Source organism: Photobacterium salinisoli, assembly GCF_003614885.1.
Taxonomy (GTDB): Bacteria; Pseudomonadota; Gammaproteobacteria; order Enterobacterales; family Vibrionaceae; genus Photobacterium; species Photobacterium salinisoli.
The window spans coordinates 581238-601742 of the sequence record NZ_QZMS01000007.1 but is presented as its reverse complement, the minus strand read 5'-3'; the positions used below and the strand labels follow the sequence as shown (position 1 = coordinate 601742).

19 protein-coding genes, 1 tRNA gene and 1 other RNA gene are annotated in these 20505 nt (G+C 51.1%); 8 read left to right on the top strand and 13 right to left on the bottom strand.

Features of this window, described 5'->3' with window-relative positions; all coding sequences use genetic code 11:
* Positions 1-7: 7 nt before the first annotated feature.
* Positions 8-1066, bottom strand: coding sequence for an HlyD family secretion protein (locus D6M16_RS03435; RefSeq protein WP_120510576.1), 1059 nt, complete (start codon positions 1064-1066; stop codon positions 8-10).
* 6 nt (positions 1067-1072) lie between these two features.
* Entirely contained in the window at positions 1073-1555 is a 483-nt protein-coding gene (gene slyA, locus D6M16_RS03430) for a transcriptional regulator SlyA (protein ID WP_120510575.1), read from the bottom strand.
* A gap of 357 nt (positions 1556-1912) precedes the next feature.
* On the opposite strand from slyA, the gene D6M16_RS03420 reads away from it, so the two are divergent.
* The gene (locus D6M16_RS03420) at positions 1913-3268 is read left to right on the top strand and encodes an MBL fold metallo-hydrolase (protein WP_120510573.1); all 1356 of its coding nucleotides are present in this window, start codon (positions 1913-1915) and stop codon (positions 3266-3268) included.
* An 86-nt stretch (positions 3269-3354) separates the two neighbouring features.
* Here D6M16_RS03420 and D6M16_RS03415 read toward each other — a convergent pair whose 3' ends face one another.
* Entirely contained in the window at positions 3355-5367 is a 2013-nt protein-coding gene (locus tag D6M16_RS03415; protein ID WP_120510572.1) for a urocanate hydratase, read from the bottom strand.
* A 15-nt stretch (positions 5368-5382) separates the two neighbouring features.
* Positions 5383-6873 carry a histidine ammonia-lyase gene (gene hutH, locus D6M16_RS03410; RefSeq protein WP_120510571.1) on the bottom strand — a complete coding sequence of 497 codons (1491 nt, stop codon included), beginning with the start codon at positions 6871-6873 and terminating at the stop codon, positions 5383-5385.
* A gap of 150 nt (positions 6874-7023) precedes the next feature.
* On the opposite strand from hutH, the gene D6M16_RS03405 reads away from it, so the two are divergent.
* Positions 7024-7926 carry a LysR family transcriptional regulator gene (locus tag D6M16_RS03405; protein WP_120510570.1) on the top strand — a complete coding sequence of 301 codons (903 nt, stop codon included), beginning with the start codon at positions 7024-7026 and terminating at the stop codon, positions 7924-7926.
* A gap of 90 nt (positions 7927-8016) precedes the next feature.
* On the opposite strand, the gene D6M16_RS03400 is transcribed toward D6M16_RS03405, so the two are convergent.
* Positions 8017-8892, bottom strand: a complete 876-nt coding sequence (locus tag D6M16_RS03400; RefSeq protein ID WP_205576824.1) for a LysR family transcriptional regulator — start codon at positions 8890-8892, stop codon at positions 8017-8019.
* Positions 8893-9020: 128 nt separating this feature from the next.
* On the opposite strand from D6M16_RS03400, the gene D6M16_RS03395 reads away from it, so the two are divergent.
* Together D6M16_RS03395 and D6M16_RS03390 are read left to right on the top strand one after the other, a co-directional pair.
* Positions 9021-9704 carry a type 1 glutamine amidotransferase domain-containing protein gene (locus D6M16_RS03395; protein WP_120510568.1) on the top strand — a complete coding sequence of 228 codons (684 nt, stop codon included), beginning with the start codon at positions 9021-9023 and terminating at the stop codon, positions 9702-9704.
* 9 nt (positions 9705-9713) lie between these two features.
* The gene (locus tag D6M16_RS03390; RefSeq protein ID WP_120510567.1) at positions 9714-10133 is read left to right on the top strand and encodes a VOC family protein; all 420 of its coding nucleotides are present in this window, start codon (positions 9714-9716) and stop codon (positions 10131-10133) included.
* 238 nt (positions 10134-10371) lie between these two features.
* On the opposite strand, the gene D6M16_RS03385 is transcribed toward D6M16_RS03390, so the two are convergent.
* The 3 genes from D6M16_RS03385 to D6M16_RS03375 form a co-directional block, all read right to left on the bottom strand.
* Positions 10372-10497, bottom strand: a non-coding RNA gene (locus D6M16_RS03385) — RtT sRNA.
* Positions 10498-10543: 46 nt separating this feature from the next.
* A tRNA-Ser gene (locus D6M16_RS03380) sits at positions 10544-10634 on the bottom strand.
* Between the two features lie 138 nt (positions 10635-10772).
* Positions 10773-11651 (bottom strand): DMT family transporter, encoded by an 879-nt coding sequence (locus D6M16_RS03375; RefSeq protein WP_120511853.1) that lies wholly within the window; start codon positions 11649-11651, stop codon positions 10773-10775.
* A 127-nt stretch (positions 11652-11778) separates the two neighbouring features.
* On the opposite strand from D6M16_RS03375, the gene D6M16_RS03370 reads away from it, so the two are divergent.
* Positions 11779-13242 carry an aminotransferase-like domain-containing protein gene (locus D6M16_RS03370; protein WP_120510566.1) on the top strand — a complete coding sequence of 488 codons (1464 nt, stop codon included), beginning with the start codon at positions 11779-11781 and terminating at the stop codon, positions 13240-13242.
* A gap of 47 nt (positions 13243-13289) precedes the next feature.
* Positions 13290-14420 carry a PQQ-dependent sugar dehydrogenase gene (locus D6M16_RS03365; protein ID WP_120510565.1) on the top strand — a complete coding sequence of 377 codons (1131 nt, stop codon included), beginning with the start codon at positions 13290-13292 and terminating at the stop codon, positions 14418-14420.
* Positions 14421-14474: 54 nt separating this feature from the next.
* Here D6M16_RS03365 and htpX read toward each other — a convergent pair whose 3' ends face one another.
* Positions 14475-15353, bottom strand: a complete 879-nt coding sequence (htpX, locus tag D6M16_RS03360) for a protease HtpX (RefSeq protein WP_120510564.1) — start codon at positions 15351-15353, stop codon at positions 14475-14477.
* Positions 15354-15630: 277 nt separating this feature from the next.
* Here htpX and D6M16_RS22150 point away from each other — a divergent pair, with 277 nt between their 5' ends.
* Both D6M16_RS22150 and D6M16_RS03355 read left to right on the top strand, forming a co-directional pair.
* Positions 15631-15786 (top strand): hypothetical protein, encoded by a 156-nt coding sequence (locus D6M16_RS22150; protein WP_162940914.1) that lies wholly within the window; start codon positions 15631-15633, stop codon positions 15784-15786.
* A 148-nt stretch (positions 15787-15934) separates the two neighbouring features.
* Positions 15935-16597, top strand: coding sequence for a hypothetical protein (locus tag D6M16_RS03355; protein ID WP_162940913.1), 663 nt, complete (start codon positions 15935-15937; stop codon positions 16595-16597).
* 46 nt (positions 16598-16643) lie between these two features.
* Here D6M16_RS03355 and bioD read toward each other — a convergent pair whose 3' ends face one another.
* The 4 genes from bioD to bioB are packed head-to-tail and all read right to left on the bottom strand — an operon-like array spanning position 16644 to position 20369.
* Positions 16644-17342: a dethiobiotin synthase gene (gene bioD / locus D6M16_RS03350; RefSeq protein ID WP_120510562.1), complete on the bottom strand. Its 699-nt coding sequence runs from the start codon at positions 17340-17342 to the stop codon at positions 16644-16646.
* Complete coding sequence (gene bioC, locus D6M16_RS03345) at positions 17335-18162, bottom strand: malonyl-ACP O-methyltransferase BioC (protein ID WP_120510561.1); 828 nt, start codon at positions 18160-18162, stop codon at positions 17335-17337. The genes bioD and bioC overlap by 8 nt, the downstream gene beginning before the upstream one ends.
* A complete protein-coding gene (gene bioF / locus D6M16_RS03340) occupies positions 18131-19330 on the bottom strand; it encodes an 8-amino-7-oxononanoate synthase (RefSeq protein WP_120510560.1) in 1200 nt (399 codons plus the stop codon). The genes bioC and bioF overlap by 32 nt, the downstream gene beginning before the upstream one ends.
* Entirely contained in the window at positions 19317-20369 is a 1053-nt protein-coding gene (gene bioB, locus D6M16_RS03335; RefSeq protein ID WP_120510559.1) for a biotin synthase BioB, read from the bottom strand. The genes bioF and bioB overlap by 14 nt, the downstream gene beginning before the upstream one ends.
* Positions 20370-20505 lie beyond the last annotated feature (136 nt).

The window sequence follows — 20505 nt, the reverse complement described above, 5'->3', positions numbered from 1 at the left end:
CTCCGGCTTAGTAAATGTAGTGCAGCGCACTGAGGAATTTAATCTGAGCTTTAGCCATCCAGGCAAACAGGCCACTGTCCGGCACCAGCTGTACCGTGGCACGCGCACCGGCGGGTAAGTGTTGCGGCGCTCCGCCTTCAATGTTCAGGTGAAGACGCATCCGCTGGGCATCCCGTACCCATCGGTTAGACTCTGTCGGCGTGGCAAGACGCCCATTTGCATCAAACTGACCGGCACTGACACCTGCATCCAAACTGCTGATACGTGCAGTGAAGACCTGCCCCGGCTGACTGTCGAAAGCAACCAGCGCCTGGCTGTCGTTACTGAAATGTCGCAGGCTCTTCTCGCGGAAATCGGCAATAATGTCGACATCCGTTGATACCAGCGCCACCAGCGGATTACCGGCAGATGCGTATGCGCCCTGCTCCAGCTGCAGGTTGGTGATCACACCGTCTCGTTTGGCTTCAACCCGGGTATAGGACAGATTCAGTTCTGCCTGTTGCAGCTGATTTTTCGCTACCCGAATGCTCAGATTTTTATCGCTGATTTCACCCCGGCTGACCTCCAGCTCTTTCAGGCGCGCTTGCGAGGCAGACAAATTCGCTTTGGCTGCGACAGCGGCACTCTGGGCATCATCACGCAGTTGTTGTGAGGTGCCGTTACGATGAAACAGCGTGCTCAGGCGATGCGCTTCGCGTGTTTTTTGTTGCAAAATGGCTTCATTCGCCGCAACTTCTGCCTTTGCGGCCAGAATAGACGCATCGAGCTGGCTGTTATTCTGGATCACTTTTTCCAGATTCAGGCGAGCTTGTTCGACAGCCAGTTGATAGGGAGCCGGGTCGATAACAAACAGCACATCGCCCTGATGGACGGCCTGATTATTATGCACATGTATTTCGGTGACCGGGCCACTCACTCGGGGAGCGACTTTGGTCACCACCCGGGTCGCCATCGCTTGTGGGGTCAAAGGCATAGCCAAGTCGGCCATCAAAAAATAGGCAAAGACCAGCACAAATGCGAAACAGGCGTATTTAATCCAGCGGGCAAATTTTTGATCAGGTGTCATAAATGTTTACTTCTCCTTAGGATCGTTATTGTGTTCTGTGTTCAGAGAATCCAGCGCATTGTGGGCAATCTGCTCCAGAATCAAGCCCAGCTTCTGTAATTCCTGACTGCTAATATTCGATAGCAGTTGTTTGCGCACCTGCATGATGCGCGCTTCCATCAGGGTAAGCAGTTGCCGCCCTTCTTCCGTCAGGCTGACAATCCGGGCGCGCTTATCGCTGTCGCAGCAACGGCGTGTGACCAGCGATTGCTCTTCAAGCTGCTTTAAAGTGCGCATCAGCGAGGCCAGTTCAATTTCCAGCGCTTCTGCCAATGTTTTCTGACTGACGTTATCGCCCAGTCGCTGCAGTTTCCACAACGCTGTCCAGCGCGGATGAGTGAGACCCAAAGGGGCCAGTTCACGGTCTGCCACCATCTTCCATAAACGGGAAACGCGGCTGAGTTGCTCAGCTAACGGGAGATCGCGAAGAATGTTCATATCTTGAATCATGGTACTTTACCAAATTACTTAGCCTGCTAAGCAATATAATATAGTTAGCAGGCTAAGTAAATACTCTGTGAGTTCAATCACACATTTTCTGTACGAGCACTTAGACGCAACGCAAATCGCTGATAAGAAGGCGGGATAATCTCAAACGGTGTCAAGCTCACCACCAGCAATGGTTATGGTCGCAGACCCAAGCGCCTTGAATAAGGTGCCCGTCGTACCTAATCTAACCGATAGCCGTGGCCATTTAACGAAAGGCAAAACCTGGTACACAGCCCAATCCCATTGGCATGACTCTTTGAGCAGTAGAACCGCGCCTGACAATTTTGAATCGCTCAAACAGATGAAAGCGAGGTATCAATGAAGATTACTTTTCTTGGTGGTACTGAAACGGTAACGGGATCCAAGTTTCTTTTGGAGACAGAACGAACCAGTGTGCTGATCGATTGTGGTCTGTTTCAGGGCTATAAGTGGCTGCGGGAGCGAAATTGGCAGACATTGCCTATGGATATCGAAAAACTCGACGCCGTTCTGTTAACGCATGCTCATCTCGACCACTCTGGTTATCTGCCTGTGCTGTACAAACACGGCTTTCGCGGCCCGGTCTATACGCATCACGCGACCAAAGATCTGTGCCGGATTCTGCTGGCAGACAGCGGCCACATCCACGAAGAGGACGCCAGGTATTACAACAAACACCATTTGGGCAAGCATGAACAGCCAGAGCCGCTCTACGACAGGCAGAATGCAGAAGACTGCATGGCACTATTTCAACCGGTAGATTTTGACGAATCAGTCGACGTCGGAGATATCCGTTTTTATCTGCAACCGGCGGGACATATTCTCGGTGCTGCCAGTATTATTGTGGAAGCAGAAGGAAAACGCGTGGGGTTTTCCGGGGATGTCGGCCGCTTTCACGATGTGCTGATGAGGCCTCCCCGACCGCTGCCCTCGCTTGATCTTCTTCTGATGGAGTCCACTTACGGCAACCGGCAGCACGATAAGCAAGACCCATTTGAAGAACTGGCAGAAATAGTCAACCAGGTTGCGAACCATGGTGGCGTCTTACTGATTCCTGCCTTTGCGGTGGGACGGGCACAGGCTTTGCAACATATGCTGGCAACCTTGATGGAAGAAAAGAGAATCCCCAGAATCCCCGTTTACCTTGATAGTCCGATGGCCATTCAAGTCTCTGATATTTTTTGTCAGTACCATGAACAGCACCGGCTCAATGCCAGCGAATGTCATCGCATGTGCAATGACATTATTTATATCCGTACCGTGGATGAGTCGAAGGCGATTGAAAAGCAAGCCTTCCCGCACATCATTCTTGCCGGCAGCGGGATGGCAACAGGAGGACGCATTCTGCACCACTTCAAACGCTTGCTCAGCAGCCCCAAAACCACCGTCTTGTTTACCGGTTATCAGGCAGGAGGGACACGGGGTGCAAAAATGCTGGCAGGTGTTGAGACGGTGAAAATCCACGGCGAATGGATACCGCTGCGTGCCTCGATAAAAATGCTTTCCAGCCTGTCTGGTCATGCGGATTACCTTGAACTGACCCAATGGTTACAGCAATCGGCACTGGCGAAAAAGACACCCATTCAGCTGATTCACGGCGACCCCGACGCCCTCGAAGCGCTGCGTGTGCATTTACAGGAACAGACAAAATTTACCGTCGATGTGGCGGGTTACTGGAGTATTTTACGCTTGTAGTCGCAGGGTGTATCAGATGGATAAAAGCCCAAAAGAAAAAGCCCCGTCAAAACGGGGCTTTCAGGAAACAATGAGTGACAACTGATTTAGAATGTCAGTTTGTTGATGATCTCATCGTCAACCTGGTTCGCTAATGTCACTTTGAGCTTAGGCGTTCTTGCCATTTCGCGCTGAATCGCGAAATTCGCTTCTTTGTTACGCGCCCAGCTGCGACGTGCAATGCCGTTGTTAACATCGAACAGTAACATAGACTTCAGCCTGCGTTCGGCGCTTTCACTGCCGTCAAGCAACATGCCAAAACCGCCGTTGATCACTTCACCCCAGCCTACGCCACCACCGTTATGGATAGAGACCCAGGTCGCGCCGCGGAAGCCGTCACCAATCACGTTGTGGATGGCCATATCCGCCGTAAAGCGGCTGCCATCATAGATGTTTGACGTTTCACGGAATGGTGAATCCGTGCCACTGACGTCGTGGTGGTCGCGGCCCAGCACTACAGGACCGATTTCACCGCGATTGATCGCATCGTTAAACGCTTTGGCAATTTCCATTCGACCTTGCGAATCAGCGTACAGAATACGCGCTTGTGAACCGACCACCAGTTTGTTTTGCTTCGCATCTTTGATCCAAGTGATGTTGTCTTGCATCTGTTGCTGAATTTCTTCCGGCGACTCGGCCATAATCTTGTTCAGCACCTCAGCGGCAATCGCATCGGTTCTGTCCAGATCTTCCGGCTTGCCTGAAGTACACACCCAACGGAACGGGCCAAAACCATAGTCAAAACACATAGGACCCAGAATGTCCTGTACGTATGACGGGTATTTAAAGTCGATGCCGTTTTCAGCCATCACATCGCCACCAGCACGCGACGCTTCAAGCAGGAAAGCATTGCCGTAGTCAAAGAAATAAGTGCCGCGAGCTGTGTGTTTATTTACCGCATCCGCATGACGCTTCAGTGTGTCTTGTACTTTTACCTTGAACAGCTCTGGCTCTTCACGGATAAGGCGGTTCGATTCGTCATAGCTGATGTCAACCGGGTAGTAACCGCCTGACCAAGGGTTGTGCAGCGATGTCTGATCCGAACCCAGGTGGATAAATATGTCCTTCTCGTAGAAGGTTTCCCACACATCCACCACGTTGCCGATAAAGGCAATCGAGACCACTTCGTCGTTGGCTTGCGCTGCACGAACACGTTCGACCAACGCATCCATATTGTCGATCAGCTCATCGACCCAGCCTTGTTCGTGACGTTTAATCGCCGCTTTCGGATTCACTTCGGCACATACCGTAATACAGTTGGCGATGTTACCGGCTTTTGGTTGTGCACCACTCATGCCGCCCAGACCCGCTGTCAGGAAGATCTTCCCTTTCGGGCTTTGACCTTTTTCCAGCACCTTGCGGAAGGCGTTCATGACAGTAATAGTGGTGCCGTGTACGATGCCCTGCGGGCCGATATACATAAACGAACCCGCTGTCATCTGCCCGTATTGCGTCACGCCTAATGCGTTGAATTTTTCCCAGTCATCTGGTTTTGAGTAGTTCGGGATCATCATACCGTTCGTCACAACAACGCGCGGTGCCTCTTCCGACGACGGGAACAGACCCATAGGATGACCTGAGTACAAATGGAGCGTCTGGTCGCTTTCCATTTCACTTAAGTATTTCATGGTCAGCAGGTATTGGGCCCAGTTCTGGAATACCGCACCGTTACCACCGTAAGTGATGAGCTCTTCAGGGTGCTGCGCCACAGCCGGATCCAGGTTGTTATCGATCATCAGCATGATGGCGGCTGCCTGCTCGCATTTCGCCGGATAATCTGAAATAGCGCGCGCTTTCAGGTCGAAGTCCGGCTTGAAGCGGTACATATAAATGCGGCCAAAATCTTTCAGTTCCTGGGCAAACTCCGCAGCCAGTTCCTGATGCCATTCTTTCGGGAAATAACGCAATGCATTGCGAATGGCCAATTGCTTTTCTTCCGGCGTCAGAATGTCTTTGCGTTTGGGCGCACGGTTGACACCGGCCGGATACGGTTTAGGCTCCGGCAGTACGCTAGGGATCCCTTGTCGAATTTGTTCTTGAAAATTGATTACAGTGTCCATTCTTACAGGCTCCCTTCAGTTCACATTAAACGCTTGTGTTTTCACCAATGCGATCATGGCATCGATGTCTGGCTTCAGCAGGCGGTCTTCTTCCAGCTTGGCCACTTTCTCACGAATAATTCGGTAGTTTTCTTCAATCAAATCTGAACAGCGATTCGGACGTCTGAATTCAATCGCTTGCGCTGCATACATCAGTTCGATAGCTAAGATCTTTTCCAGGTTACCTAAAATCTGATTCAGCTTTCTGCCCGATATACTGCCCATAGACACGTGATCTTCCTGACCCATAGAGGTCGGCACGCTGTCAGCAGACGGTGGAAAACAGAGTGATTTGTTTTCAGTGACCAGCGCCGCTGTCACGTATTGCGGGATCATCATGCCCGAGTTCAGGCCACCGGATGCTGTCAAAAGACGCGGCAAACCGTGTAAGCCTTCAAGCAGAAGGTAGCAGCGACGGTCTGAAATATTACCCAGTTCCGCTGCAGCAATAGAGGCATAATCCAGCACCATTGCCAGCGGTTGCCCATGGAAACTACCGCCGGAAATGGCTTCTTCGGAGCTGATAACAATCGGGTTATCAGTCACTGAATTCATTTCAATTTCAGCCAGTTCTTTCAAGTGATTGTAAGCATTACGCGACGCACCATGCACCTGCGGAATACAGCGCAGGGAATAAGGGTCTTGCACGCGGACACAATCAGCATGCGAGGCCATGTTCTGTGAGTCTTTGAAGAAACGTCTCATGCGGGCGGCGACTTCGAGGTTACCGGCAAATGCACGCGTCAGGTGCAGCTCTTCTCTGAATGGCGAACCACTGCCCTGCATTCCCTCGATACTCATCGCGCCGGCCAGATCAGCTAAATCAAGCAGATAACGCATTTTGGTGAGTGCGGTAATGGCATGAGACAGAATAAACTGTGTGCCGTTGATCAGTGCCAGACCTTCTTTTGCATGCAGCTCAAGCGGTTCTAAGTCATTTTCACGCAGCGCTTGTGCGGCTGGTACTATGCCGTCACCCTGCCAGAATTCACCTTCACCGATCAGGGGCAAAAACAGGTGAGAAAGCGGTGCCAGATCACCCGACGCGCCAACAGAGCCTTGCTCCGGCACAACAGGGATCAGATCCTTTTCGAGGAACGCCAGCATACGCTGAACAACTTCCAGACGAATACCCGAGTAACCCTGACTTAAGGCATGTATCTTGGTGATCAGCATCAGTTTTGAGATGGATTTCGCAATCGGCTCACCCACACCCACCGCATGGGTAATCAGGAGGTTTTTTTGTAACAGATGCGTTTCTTCCGGTGAAATTTGAGTGTCACACAGCGGGCCGAATCCGGTATTGATGCCGTATACCGCCTTGTCTGAGGCGGCAATGATGTCCACATTACGACGGCTTGCATTGATTTTGTCGAGCGCTTCTTCACAGAGTTCCGCTTTGATACTGCCATCCGCTATGCCGTTTACAATATCCAGATTGAGTTGATCAACACCATATCTAAACATCTTATTTGTTCTCCTGACTGACTGATATCTCTGTATCAGATTGCTTCTATAAGACAATGCTAGCTTGCCCTGTAAGTTTTATAAAAGCATAATGTTCGTAGTTTATTCCGGATTTATCGAACTAATAATTCACACTGACAGAGAGTGACTATGCAGATTCAAGATGTTGATTTACGGATGCTGAGAATATTCGTTGCTATCGTTGAGTGTGGCGGTCTGTCGGCGGCAGAATCCCGCTTAAACATCGGCCGCTCAACCATCAGTTCTCACTTATCGGATCTGGAAGTTCGCCTTGGGATTACGCTTTGCAAACGTGGCCGCAGCGGCTTTGAGGTCACAGAGGCCGGGCGCGTGACCTATCAAGCCTCGCTGGAGTTGCTCCAGCAGTGCGAAGCCTTTGCCGCCACAGTGGCGAGTTCTAAAAACGAACTGTCCGGCCGGGTCACGATTGCCATGATAGATACGTTAGTCAACGATCCGCGGTGCCGTGTCGCCCAGGTGATTGCCGGATTAAAAAGCAGAAGTAATAACTTACAGTTCGACATCAACGTATGCGAAGCGCGCGAAGTAGAAACCTCTGTTGTGAATGGGCGCTCGCTGGTGGGAATCGGCGTTAGTCGTCATCCGCTAAGGGGGCTCGACTATTACCCTCTGCATAATGAAACGAACTATCTGTATTGCGGGAAAGGCCATCCGCTGTTCGATTGCCACCCATCGGAAATCGACACGCTGTTACAACAAGCGGAGGTGATCACCAGTAACTATATGCGGGATAAGGAAACCCGCAACGACGCGCTGAATTACCAAAACACTGCCATCGCCTATCACGATGAGGGAATTGCCCATTTGATTTTATCCGGTGCGTTTATCGGCTACCTGCCCGAGCACTACGCCAGCACTTGGGCCAACAAGGGGCTGATTAAACCTATCTTGCCCGAGAAATATACCTATCAAATCCCGGTCATGCTGATCACGTTAAACAATAATTCTGCGTCGCCACTGGCCAAAGCACTGATCAAAGAAATTAAACGTTGTCACCGTACTGACACCTGATTCAACGAGGTTGTTGCCAAGGCTCAAGTGCAACCAACTATACAGAACGGCGTCATCAACAGAAATGCCACAGGTTGCAATATACCTTTGTTACTCACTCAGAAAAGCCCGTATCTGCTCTCTCAGCCAACGGCGTAGTGGATCGGCATGTGTCCGTTCATGCCAAAACTGAAAGATATCAACACCCGGCAGCTCGAAGGGGACGGGATAGATCTCCAGACCGTCATCAAGCTGAGCTGCCTCTTTTGCCAGTGATGCCAGGCAGGTCACGATCAGATCACTGTGCCGGATAATACGCGCTGGGGATAAAAAACTCGACACACCCGCAACAACCTGACGGCGTAACCCCAGTTTTTCCAGCCCGCGATCAACATTGCCATGCAGATCGCCTGTCAGGGTTGTCACGATATGCTGGCAGCTTAAGTAAGTTTCAAGATCAAGCTCCTGCCCTATCCGGCTGTGATTTCGATTCGCAAGTACGGCAAATTTCTCGCTGGCGACTTTCTGCTGCCGGAATGTATCCGGTAACTGGGTATAAAAGCCTGCAATCGCAATATCGCACTGACCATTTTCCAATTCTGCTCTGGGCAGCTTGCTCCCGGTATTGTGGGTCACTAAGGTTAACTGTGGGGCGTGCTTCTGGACATGCGGAATCAGGCGGGCAAACAACTTCTGTTCCATATAATCGGTTGAGTAAATGTATACCTTGTCTTTCCGCGACAAAAAATCTTCCGTGTCCAGCTCACTGTAAAACTGCTCCAGGCCATTCATTAAACGGCGAATTTCAGGTGCAATCGCATGGGCTTTCGGCGTTGGCGTTAATCCTCTTGGCGCTTTGACAAAAAGAGGATCATCAAATTCATACCGGAGTTTGTTCAGCTTATGGCTCAAAGCAGGCTGACTCAAAGTCAGACGTTCAGATGCACGAGTAGCATTCCTTTCCTGATAAAGGATGTGAAAAATCATCAGCAAATTCAGGTCTTTCTGATAGACATTCATAATTTGGATATCAATTATCAGTTTTTTAGAATTCAAGAATATCACGGAGACGCTTATTCTCACCAACAATCAACGAGAACAAACAGGAGTACATTGTGAAAGTTTTAATGATTCTGACCTCACACGACAAACTCGGCGACACCGACCATCAAACTGGCTTCTGGTTGGAGGAATTCACCACACCTTATTACACTTTGGCCGATGCAGGGGCCGAGATCACTCTGGCATCTCCCAAAGGTGGCTTGCCGCCCATAGATCCACGCAGTCAGGACGAAAGTTCTGCCGTAGACAGTACACGTCGCTACGCTTCAGATCAGACACTTCAGTCTGCCCTGTCACATACTTTCAAACTGGCTGAAATGGATGCGTCTGAATTTGATGCCGTTTTCTACCCAGGGGGGCACGGACCACTGTGGGATCTGGCAAATGACAAGGATTCCATCGCACTGATTGAGCAGTTTTACGCGCAGGGCAAGCCTGTTGGCGCAGTCTGTCACGGACCTGCCGTATTCAAGTCCACCCGCAATGCGCAGGGAGAACCTTTAGTCTCCGGAAAGCGTGTCACCGGATTTTCTAATGAAGAAGAGGCAGCGGTTGAATTGACCGATATTGTTCCTTTCCTTGTAGAAGATATGCTCAAAGCTAACGGGGGCCTGTATGTGAAAAAAGACAACTGGCAGAGTCACGTCGTTACGGATGGCTTACTGATCACAGGTCAGAACCCGAATTCATCGCAAGCATGTGCACAAAGTGTGCTTGATGCGCTGAATGCAAAGTGAGATCAACCGATGAAATACTTACATACCATGGTTCGGGTCAGAGACATCGAGCAATCACTTGCCTTTTACTGTGATGGCCTTGGATTGACTTTAATCAAGCGTAATGACTACCCGGAAGGCCGGTTTTCCTTACTGTTTCTGGCGCCACCTGACCAACCAGAGGCACAGCTGGAACTGACCTACAACTGGGATCCTGAAATGTATTCAGAAGGCAGGAACTTTGGCCATCTGGCATATGAAGTTGAGGACATTTACGCGATCTGCGAGCATTTGCAGTCAATGGGCGTCACCATCAACCGCCCACCCCGTGATGGCCATATGGCGTTTATTCGGTCTCCGGACAACATTTCCATCGAGTTGCTGCAAAAAGGTGAAGCTTTACCTGCCGCTGAACCCTGGGCATCTATGCCAAATACGGGACATTGGTAATCCAATGCTGAGTGCCACTGCCGCGATGACAGAATGAACTGGCACTGCAGATGGTTATGAGCGGCATTCAAGTTCAATCTGGCCAGAGCGCAGACGAAAAAAAAAAACCGCTGTTAGTTCAGCGGTTTCTTCAAATGTGGTGGAGCCAGAACAAGGTATGGAGGGATTTTCAAATCCCGGACAACGCACACTGAAGCTCAATAAAAAAAGCCCCGTCTAAAGACGAGGCTTTTGAATGTGGCGGAGAGATAGGGATTTATCGCTCGCAAGCTCGCGCCCCTTCGGGCGTTGCCTGAAGGCAACGTGGTCTCGCTTCGCTCGGCTGAACTTCTAGGCTTCTTCACCCTATCTCATTTTGCCAAGGTTCAGGCGAAAAAAAACCGCTGTTAGTTCAGCGGTTTCTTCAAATGTGGCGGAGAGATAGGGATTTGAACCCTAGATACGCTATTAACGTATGCCGGTTTTCAAGACCGGTGCTTTCAACCACTCAGCCATCTCTCCGTAAGTGGTGCGCATGATACCCAGCCGATCCCATGTTGTAAATACCCCAAAGAATCAAATGCACACTTGATCGCCAATCTGACACATTCATTTTCGTTTTGACTGGTTTTTCAGCCCTTTAGCTTTCCTGTTGCCCCGTTAACTTTCCTGTTGGACAGAGGTCAACGCTTTTTCCTGTGGTTGCGCTGCTTTAGGTTTTCGCATCACCAGATAAACGGCCATCGCAGCCAGCATGAAACCGACCGCACTCATCGCATCAAAGGTTTCATTAAATGCCAGCCAGGCTTCCAGCGCAGTCACTGGCGGCACCAGATAAAAGGTTGAGGCGACTTTCGATGCTTCACCGTGTCTCACCATGTAAAGCAGCAACCATACAGCAGTCACGGACACACCGAGTACCAGCCAGGCCAGGGTCAGGGTGAATGTCAGGTTCCATTCCACCTGCATGGTTTCCATCGTCATCATCACCGGCGCGAACAGTAGCGCAGCCATCAGGTATTGATAAACCGAGCCACCCACCAGATCAACCTGCTGGCAGAAACGCTTTTGATACAGTGTACCGAGTGTAATGCCGAGTAAAGCGGTAGCCGCACAGACATACGCGGCCACTTTATGATCTTCCTGCTGCCAGCTCATGTTGCCTTGCAGCACCAAAGTAATTCCCATCAGCCCCACTAACAGCCCCAGCCACTGAGACAGTGTCAGACGCTCCTGTCCGATTGCGACTAACAAGAGTGCGGTCAGTACAGGTTGTAATCCAACCAGCAAGGCGCACAGGCCTGCCGGCATGCCAAGATAAATGCCGTAATAGGTGCCACCCAGATAAAAACCATGAATAAGTACACCCGCGACCATGCTGTGCAGCCGTGCGCGGCCTGTTGGAAGCTGGCCGTTAAGTACATACAACAACACCATAAAAATCAGAATATTGAGTGCCATGCGTATAAAAAGGAACGTTGCAGGTTCCGCATACGGCAGGCCAAAACGGGCGCCAATGAAACCCGTGCTCCACAGCATCACAAATATGAAAGGAATAAACCGAGCCACTGAGACGTCCTTCTGGTGATTATCATGATTTTCCACTACTGTAGATGGGTACAAAAAAAGTAAAAAGTGACAGTTTTGTGATTTTAGTAGGGTACAGATGCAACAAGCACAAGACGAAAAACCAGCCAGCGAGGCCAAATACCGCCAGGTGATCAGGGAGCTGACGCTGCGAATAGATCGCGGTGTTTATCAGGCTGGCGATAAACTCCCTTCGATTCGCCAGTTAAGTGATCAGCTCACGGTGAGCAAAAACACTGTCATACGTGCGTATCAGGAACTTGAAGCGGCGCAGAAAATTGAAGCGCATCCCCGGTCTGGCTACCGGGTCATTCCTGGCGTGCGCGCGGCGCCCCTGACGATGCAGGCCCCCGGCTTTGTCGATTTACTGACACTCAGCCGAACCATATTACAGCAGTCTCCGTCATCGTCTTTGCTTCCAACCGGCAGCGCGCACCCCAATACCCAATTCCCCGCCATTACCTCGCTGTATGCAGAAATTGGCCGCCACAGCCGTTATCAGACTCATCTGCCAAGCCATTATTTGCTCCCGCCAGGCGATGAGCAATTACGCAAGCAGCTGGTCACAGTTAACCAGTGGCTGGGCATTTCAGCCTCGCCCGATGACATTCTGATCACGCACGGCGCTCAGCAAGGGATCAGCATGGCATTGCAGGTACTGACCCAACCCGGCGATACCGTCATCGTGGATTCCCCCTGCTATTTCGGCAATCTGCTGTTGCTGGAATCACTTGGTCTGAAAGTGGTAGAGATACCCTCTCACCCGCAGACCGGGATGGAGTTAACCCATCTGTCACTCGCTCTGGCTCAGTGGCCCGTCGCCGCCATTCTGATTAACCCGAGCTTCAATAACCCCACCGGCTCTGTGATGCCACGCAGTGAACGCAAGCGCTTTCTCAGCATTACTGCAGGCATCCCTGTCATTGAAGACGATGTGTTTGGTGATCTGGGCTACAGCAAACGCCCGCCAGCGCTCTACAGCCTGGATACCGATAACAGGGTGATCTACTGCAATTCGTTATCTAAAACACTGGATTCGCGTTTGCGTATTGGCTGGATGCTGGCCGGACAATATCAGCCACTGATTGAAAAACGCCTGCTTGCAGACAACATGGGCAGCCTTAATCTGATGCAGTCGGCGGTGGCTGAGTTTTTAAAGACAGGCAAATACCGCACTCACCTCAGTAAAGTCAGGCGCTATTACCAGCGCAATCAACGCGCATTCAGCCAGCGTTTTTGTGCTGCCCTCGACAACTATCCCTGGATGGCTGGCCGCTATCAGTTACATCTGGCCGATGGCAGCTTTCTGTGCTGGCTGACTCTGCCCGGACAGGCTGACAGCTATCAGCTTTATCAGCAGGCGCTAGCGGCCGGAATCAGTCTGTTACCCGGCAATATGTTTTGCACTCAGGATCAGTACCGCCATTGTCTCCGGCTCAGCTACGCTGCATTCGAAGATAATTCCCACTGGAACTCAGGCCTGAAAAAGCTGGCACAGCTCATTGCCGAACACATAAAACCACTAATTGATAACGCAGAGTGAGCATCGACTAGGCTTACTGAAAAGATCATTTTATTAAGGAAGATACCATGAGATTCCGACACCTTGCCTTCATAGGTACATTGTTAAGCACATTGTCTTTTTCAGTGGCATCCGCGCCCAGCATTGTCAGTACCGGTTCCAGTGAAGGAATGGATTATCAGCTTGAAAAAGTGACTGACGGCCTGTCAGTTCCCTGGGGAATGACCTTTATTGACCTAACAACACTGCTTATTACACTGCGTGAGGGAAAGGCGGTACTGGTCGATACCCGCTCAGGCCAACAAAGCGCCCTGAGTGGTTTACCCGAGATATATACCCGGGGTCAGGGTGGTTTACTGGATGTCATCCTATCCCCCGATCCCCTGGCAAAGGGCTGGATCTATTTTACCTACAGCAAACCGGTCAACAACGGCAGTGCCACCACACTGGCAAGAGCCAGATTGTCAGGCCAGACACTTACCGACTGGCAGGATTTGCTGGTTTCCCGTTCACACAGTGACGCCAGCAAACACTATGGCAGCCGGATAGCTTTTGATATGAAAGGCCATGTGTTTTTCTCTGTCGGTGACAGAGGAAACCGCCCGAACGGGCAGGACCTGACCAATCATGCCGCCTCGATATTACGTTTAAATCTTGATGGCTCAGTACCAAAAGATAATCCCTTTTATGGCCAGTCTGGCGCATCGGCAGAGATCTGGAGCTATGGTCACCGCAACCCGCAAGGCATGGCATTTGATTCGGCAACAAACAGGTTATGGGAAATTGAACATGGTCCGCGTGGCGGTGATGAAATCAACCTGATCCTGCCCGGACGCAATTACGGCTGGCCAATTACCTCACACGGTAAGGAATACTGGGGACCGCTGGATGTCGGCGAGTCAAAAGAAAAAGCCGGTATTGAGTCACCGAAAAAAGTCTATGTCCCTTCCATTGCCCCCGGCAGTCTGTTGATTTATCAGGGCAGCGCTTTCCCGGCCTGGCAAGGTAATCTGTTTGCCGGCGCACTGGTGTTACAGCATCTGAATCGTGTCGCCCTTAATGCGCAGGGAGACCCTGTAAAGGAAGAGAGGCTGTTCGAAGCCTTGAATGAAAGAGTTCGCTCACTGGCGCAAAGTGCAGAGGGGATTATCTATTTCGGCACGGACAACGGCAACCTGTACCGTATTATGCCGAAATGACAATGAAACAGCCCCCGCATCATGCGAGGCGGTGGCTGTCGTTAGTCCGGGTAATTACAGATGCTCACCACGACGCAACGCATCAATACGCTTGTCCAGTGGTGGGTGTGTCATGAAAAGCTCAGACAAGGTTTTCTTGCCGTTGATGCCAAACGCCATCATTGAGCCTTCCAGATGAGACTCCTGGCTGACTTTCAGACGCTCCAGAGCAGCGATCATCTTCTCTTTACCGACCAGATGCGCAGAACCGGCATCGGCTTTAAATTCACGGTGACGGCTGTACCACATGGTAATGATGCTGGCCAGGAAGCCGAACAGTAATTCCATAATGGTCGAAACGATGAAGTAGGTCATGAAACTACCGCCCTCACCTTCTTCATTGTTGTTACTCACGCCGCTGACAGCACCCGCGATAATACGGGAGACAAAAATCACAAAGGTGTTCACCACCCCCTGCAGCAAGGTCATGGTTACCATATCACCATTGGCAATATGGCTGACTTCGTGCGCCAGAACAGCCTCGGCTTCATCACGGGTCATGCTGTGCAGCAGCCCGGTAGAAACAGCCACCAAAGATTCATCACGCTTGGCACCTGTTGCGAACGCATTGATATCCGGTGAATCATAAACAGCCACAGTCGGCATACCAATACCAGACTGCTTGGCCTGACGTGCCACGGTTTCCATCAGCCAGTGTTCGGTTTCATTACGTGGATGTTCAATGACCATACCGCCTACAGATCTCAGCGCCATGGACTTTGACATGAAGAGGGAAATCAAAGAACCGCCAAAACCAAACAGCACCGCCATAACTAACAGGCCGTTTAAGCTGCCTGGTTGTAAATCAGTGACGGCATAAATAATATTGAGCACAATGCTGAATACCAGCATTACGGCAAGGTTGGTTGCCAGGAACAAGCCAATTCGCTTCATACCTTTCTTTCTCCAACAAAGGTCTGGGTGTCAAATGCTTATACGCCTTCCCGATGGCTGGCGTATCAATAAGATGGTACTTATAGTATGGTCGTTTAATCTAAAAACAAGCGGAAGCAGGAAATTGTTACTTTTGGTAAGGGATATCCGCTTCTGAGACAAAAGTCATGGTTTGTTCACTTAGCAGGGCCTTAGACTTTGGTCGTATTGTATAAGATGTCACCATTCTCTATTGTCGTTGCGTATTCGCATTCACAGTATCTAACAAGGAGGCAAGATGGCTGACCAAGAAAACTACCAAGTCGCAATTGATATCCTGCGTTGCCATCTTGGCATGACGGCTGAAGAAGCCTGCGCAGAGCTGGGGATTGACCCGGCTGCGTCTAAGACAGCCGAGGCGATGGATTCTGCCGCTGTACTGGGTGATAATTAATCCCAGCCGCTTTTAACATCATTTAGCCAAAACCTCCGTCCGGAGGTTTTGTCATTTCTGCGTCATATTACATCTACGACAGTTCTCATTCAGAATGGATATGTGATACTAGTCCCAAAAATCATTATGAACACTGTACAGGTAGATTATGAACAAGCCCTATTCAACCGCTATGGATAGCGCCGCTTCACACGAAAGCGTGAATCCTCTGCTCACTCCAGTTGCTCTTTTTATGGCTATTGCCGTTATGGCTGCTATCGCAGCATTTATTATTAAAATCGAAATGCTGCAACTGAGTGGCAACCTTGGCGAGAATTCGCTCGTTGAATATACTCAGGAACTCTTTTTGTTTTTAACCAGTGCACTCTTTTTGGGCGTGGCGATTAAACAGCCCGGCCAGAAAGGCTTTGCTGTTCTGGTTTCTGCGTTTTTTATGGTGTTGCTGATCCGTGAACTGGACGGGTTACTGGACCTTATCTGGCACGGCTTCTGGAAATTCCCGGCTGTCGTGGTCGCGGTGCTGGGAATAGCATATGCCCGTAAACACCTGACGACAACACAACAATCACTCAGTCGATACAGCAAACACGCCAGTTTCGGTCTGATGCTGGGCGGCATGGCTACCCTGCTGGTATTCTCTCGCCTGTTTGGTATGGGAGAGATATGGCAAACCGCGATGCAGGATAACTATATGCGAGAAGTAAAAAATCTGGCTGAAGAAGGGGTTGAGTTGCTGGGTTATAGTTTAATTCTGTCCGCTGCAATCTGGTATTGCTTGCCAGGTCTGGTCAACAAAAAGCAACGCGCTTAACACCATTCAGATGCGACAGCGCCGCCTTGCTGGCGGCGCTGTCATATTATAAAGAACTGGACGTCGTTGGTGCCAACAGGGCCATATTCAGGTAAGCCGTTAAGTCTCGCTTGGCAATACCGGGCAAATATGGGATCTCACCTAACTTAGGGGCTGGCAGATAAGTTTCAAGGTACTTCAGGTTATCCTCGTAACAATGGGTATCCGGATCAACAAGGTTAGCTACCCACCCTGCCAATGTCAGGCCATCATTTTGAATCGCTTCAGCGGTCAGCATCGCATGGTTCAGACAACCCAGTTTCACGCCCACCACTAATATGACTGCCATTTCCTCCTGCTTTACCCAATCAGACAGTTTCATGGTGTCGGAAAGAGGAACACGCCAGCCCCCGGCACCTTCAACAAACACCACATCATTCTTGCTCTTGAGCTTTGATAAGCCTTCAGACAATCTGACAGGATCTATGCTAATGCCTGCCTGCTTAGCCGCAATGTGAGGTGCAATGGGCGGCTCAAACGTATAAGGGTTAACTTCTTCATACTGTAATTCGGGCTGCGAAGCGGCTTGCAAAAACAGCGCATCAGCATTACGCATACCATAAGCGGTCAGGGTGCTGCCTGACGCAATCGGTTTAAACCCTGCCGTTTTTTGCCCGGCGCGGACACTGGATTCAATTAAAGTACGGGTAACAACCGTTTTCCCTGCATCGGTATCGGTTCCTGTAACAAAAAATGCGTTAGCCATTGGTGAACACTCCAAAACAAACTTGATACGTTGCGGGTAACTGACCCGTACTGTCGCGAAAACGCGCATACGCATTTTCTATCCGGTTCAACGCCGTCCGACCGAACATCCCTTGCCGACGTTGCTCAGACAGGTGAGTTGCACCTATCCCCTTAAGATCCTTCATTAAATCCAGCGCACGCTGATAATGCATAACCACTGGCTCAACCGATATCTCTGCTGCATTCAAGCCGGCATCTGCTACAGCCTGTGAAAGCTGAGTAACAGAGTCGAACTGATTAACATGCAATTGCGTATCAACCGATTGCCACGCGCGCTCAAGCTCAAACAATGTGCCCTCTGCCAGCGTGGTGATTCCAATCACCCCGCCCGGTTTGACGACTCGCTGCAACTCCCGTAACGGAACGGCCAGATCAGAGCACCATTGCAGGGCCAGGCTGGAAAAAGCCGCATCAAAATAGTTGTCCGGAAACGGCAGCGATTCGGCATCAGCGACACAAAACGCCCCTTCACCGTCACAGCGAACCCTGGCCTGAGCCAGCATTGGTTCTGACAGATCAACGGCTGTGGTCTGGTAGCGCCTGGTTTGCAACTGGCGAGTGAAATACCCGGTTCCGCATCCGACATCCAGCCAGTGGCTGCCTTCCGGCAGGCAGGGCAATGTCTTCAGCAATTGATGCCCGACCAGCCGCTGAAACGCCGCCGATTGGTCATAATGCTTTGCGGCTTTACCAAAACGGGCGGCAATCGCCTGCTTGTTGAGACCAGACAAGCTCTGATTCTGTGGCTTAACAGCCACTGTCGGACTGATTTCCTGCATCCTGTACCTCTTCAAAAGACGCATTCAACGATGTTGCCAACGCTTTGACTTGTTTCTCTGTATGGCTGGCTGAGAGGGTGATACGTAACCTGGCCTGATTGAGCGGCACAGTCGGCGGGCGGATAGCCGACACCCAGATACCTTTTTCAGCCAGCGACGCTGACAAGCGGGTGGCCAGTTCACTGCTGCCCAGCAATACAGGTTTGATTGGCGTTTCTGTCGCAACCAGACCCACTTCCGGCAGCAGTTCGTCATTGAGAATGTGCCCTAGTGCCGCCAGTTTATCCCTGCGCCAGTCTCCGCTCTGGACCAGATCGCAGGCGGTGCACAGTGCATGAGCCTGTGCCGGTGGCATCGCTGTGGAGTAAATATAATGCCGCGCAAACTGAATCAGATACTCGGCGACATCATCGCTGCACAACACCGCCGCTCCCTGCATGCCGAAGGCTTTACCAAACGTCACAATGCAGATCTCAGGTTTAATGCCAGCCAGCGCCGCACTGCCACGGCCGCCTTCCCCCAGCACCCCGCAACCATGGGCTTCGTCAACCATCAGCCAGCTTTGCGAAGCGCGGCACAGGGCAGAGATCTCCGCCAGCGGCGCCTGATCACCATCCATACTGAACACACCTTCAGTCACCACCAGAGTGGCGGCACCATCGTCTGAGCCAGCATTCAGTAATGCCTGCAGGGCATTGAGATCGTTGTGGGCAAAGCGGCGCATTATCGCCGGTGATAAGAGGCCCGCTTCCATCAGAGAGGCATGATTGAGCTTATCCTGGATCAGCCGATCTGATTTGCCGAGTAAGGCAAAAAGCACTGCCTGATTGGCACTGAATCCGGTACTGAAAAGCAAGGCTCTGTCGTACCCCAGCCAATCCGCCAGCCGACGCTCCAGTTCTGCATGCGGTGCGTGATGCCCGGTTACCAGAGGTGAACCACCACTGCCTGCACCATACACAGACAGCCCCTGCTGCCAGGCCGCGATTAATTCCGGGCACTGAGCCAGTCCCAGATAATCGTTACTGGAGAAGTTGATATGCGCTTGCTGTCTGTTGGCAAACTGCACGCAGGATGGCTGCCTGTTGAGTGGCTGTCTCTGGCGATACAGTCCCTGAGTCTGTCGCTGACTCAGGGACTGTGCTATCCGGGAATTAAACAGAGGCATCGTAGAACAAGTCATCGGCTGCCGGGCGGGCAGCCACGCGCTGTGCTACCTGACCCAGCAGTTCCTGCTCCTGATACTCATCCGGCTTAGCGGCTTTTTCCTGCCGGTTTATACCCAGCTTATTAAACAACTGCATGTCTTTGTCTTCTTCCGGATTCGACGTGGTCAGCAGCTTGCATCCATAGAACACAGAGTTTGCGCCCGCCATAAAGCACAGTGTCTGGGTTTCTTCACTCATTCCCTCACGGCCCGCCGACAAACGAACAGCAGAAGCCGGCATCATAATACGGGCCACCGCAATAATACGGACAAAGTCCAGCGGATCGACATCATCCACACTATCCAGTGGCGTGCCTTTGACTTTAACCAGCATATTAATAGGCACACTTTCCGGGTGTACCGGCAGGTTCGCCAGCTCAACAAGCAGGCCAGCCCTGTCCCGGGCGCTTTCGCCCATGCCTATGATGCCGCCAGAGCAAATTTTCATACCGGCATCACGGACATGTGACAATGTATCCAGGCGATCCTGATAAGTACGGGTGGTAATGATATTGCCGTAATACTCAGGTGAGGTATCCAGATTGTGGTTATAGTAATCCAGACCGGCATCAGCCAGCGTGTTGGCCTGATCGCCGGTAATCATGCCCAGCGTCATACAGGTTTCCAGCCCCATAGACTTCACACCACGTACCATTTCCAGCAGGTAAGGCATATCGCGTTCTTTCGGGTTTTTCCATGCTGCGCCCATACAGAAACGTGTCGCACCCGAGCTTTTGGCTTTTTCTGCCGCATCCAGCACCCGCTCCACTTCCATCAGGCGTTCGCGGTCAACGTCGGTACGATAGTGGGCGCTTTGCGGGCAGTACTTACAGTCTTCCGGGCAGGCACCGGTTTTGATCGACAGCAAGGTACTGACCTGAACCTTGTTGGGTTCATGGTACTGACGGTGAATTTGCTGCGCTTCAAACACTAAATCCATGAAGGGTTTTTCAAACAGCGCCTGAACTTCTGCAACGCTCCAATCGTGTCTTACTTCCACGTGTAAACCTCTTTAATTGTTCTTATGTCCCGCAGCTTGACGCGATAACCGCAACAATTACACGGGTTTGAATACTTGCAAGTCTACTTTGAGCAAGTACACTGTCAACCACAAAGAAAACACAAGGTTTACATCT

Coding starts and splice junctions, on each gene's coding strand:
- D6M16_RS03435 (WP_120510576.1), bottom strand. CDS start 1,066: ATGACACCTGATCAAAAATTTGCCCGCTGGATTAAATACGCCTGTTTC.
- slyA (WP_120510575.1), bottom strand. CDS start 1,555: ATGATTCAAGATATGAACATTCTTCGCGATCTCCCGTTAGCTGAGCAA.
- D6M16_RS03420 (WP_120510573.1), top strand. CDS start 1,913: ATGAAGATTACTTTTCTTGGTGGTACTGAAACGGTAACGGGATCCAAG.
- D6M16_RS03415 (WP_120510572.1), bottom strand. CDS start 5,367: ATGGACACTGTAATCAATTTTCAAGAACAAATTCGACAAGGGATCCCT.
- hutH (WP_120510571.1), bottom strand. CDS start 6,873: ATGTTTAGATATGGTGTTGATCAACTCAATCTGGATATTGTAAACGGC.
- D6M16_RS03405 (WP_120510570.1), top strand. CDS start 7,024: ATGCAGATTCAAGATGTTGATTTACGGATGCTGAGAATATTCGTTGCT.
- D6M16_RS03400 (WP_205576824.1), bottom strand. CDS start 8,892: ATGATTTTTCACATCCTTTATCAGGAAAGGAATGCTACTCGTGCATCT.
- D6M16_RS03390 (WP_120510567.1), top strand. CDS start 9,714: ATGAAATACTTACATACCATGGTTCGGGTCAGAGACATCGAGCAATCA.
- D6M16_RS03375 (WP_120511853.1), bottom strand. CDS start 11,651: ATGCTGTGGAGCACGGGTTTCATTGGCGCCCGTTTTGGCCTGCCGTAT.
- D6M16_RS03370 (WP_120510566.1), top strand. CDS start 11,779: ATGCAACAAGCACAAGACGAAAAACCAGCCAGCGAGGCCAAATACCGC.
- D6M16_RS03365 (WP_120510565.1), top strand. CDS start 13,290: ATGAGATTCCGACACCTTGCCTTCATAGGTACATTGTTAAGCACATTG.
- htpX (WP_120510564.1), bottom strand. CDS start 15,353: ATGAAGCGAATTGGCTTGTTCCTGGCAACCAACCTTGCCGTAATGCTG.
- D6M16_RS22150 (WP_162940914.1), top strand. CDS start 15,631: ATGGCTGACCAAGAAAACTACCAAGTCGCAATTGATATCCTGCGTTGC.
- D6M16_RS03355 (WP_162940913.1), top strand. CDS start 15,935: ATGAACAAGCCCTATTCAACCGCTATGGATAGCGCCGCTTCACACGAA.
- bioD (WP_120510562.1), bottom strand. CDS start 17,342: ATGGCTAACGCATTTTTTGTTACAGGAACCGATACCGATGCAGGGAAA.
- bioC (WP_120510561.1), bottom strand. CDS start 18,162: ATGCAGGAAATCAGTCCGACAGTGGCTGTTAAGCCACAGAATCAGAGC.
- bioF (WP_120510560.1), bottom strand. CDS start 19,330: ATGCCTCTGTTTAATTCCCGGATAGCACAGTCCCTGAGTCAGCGACAG.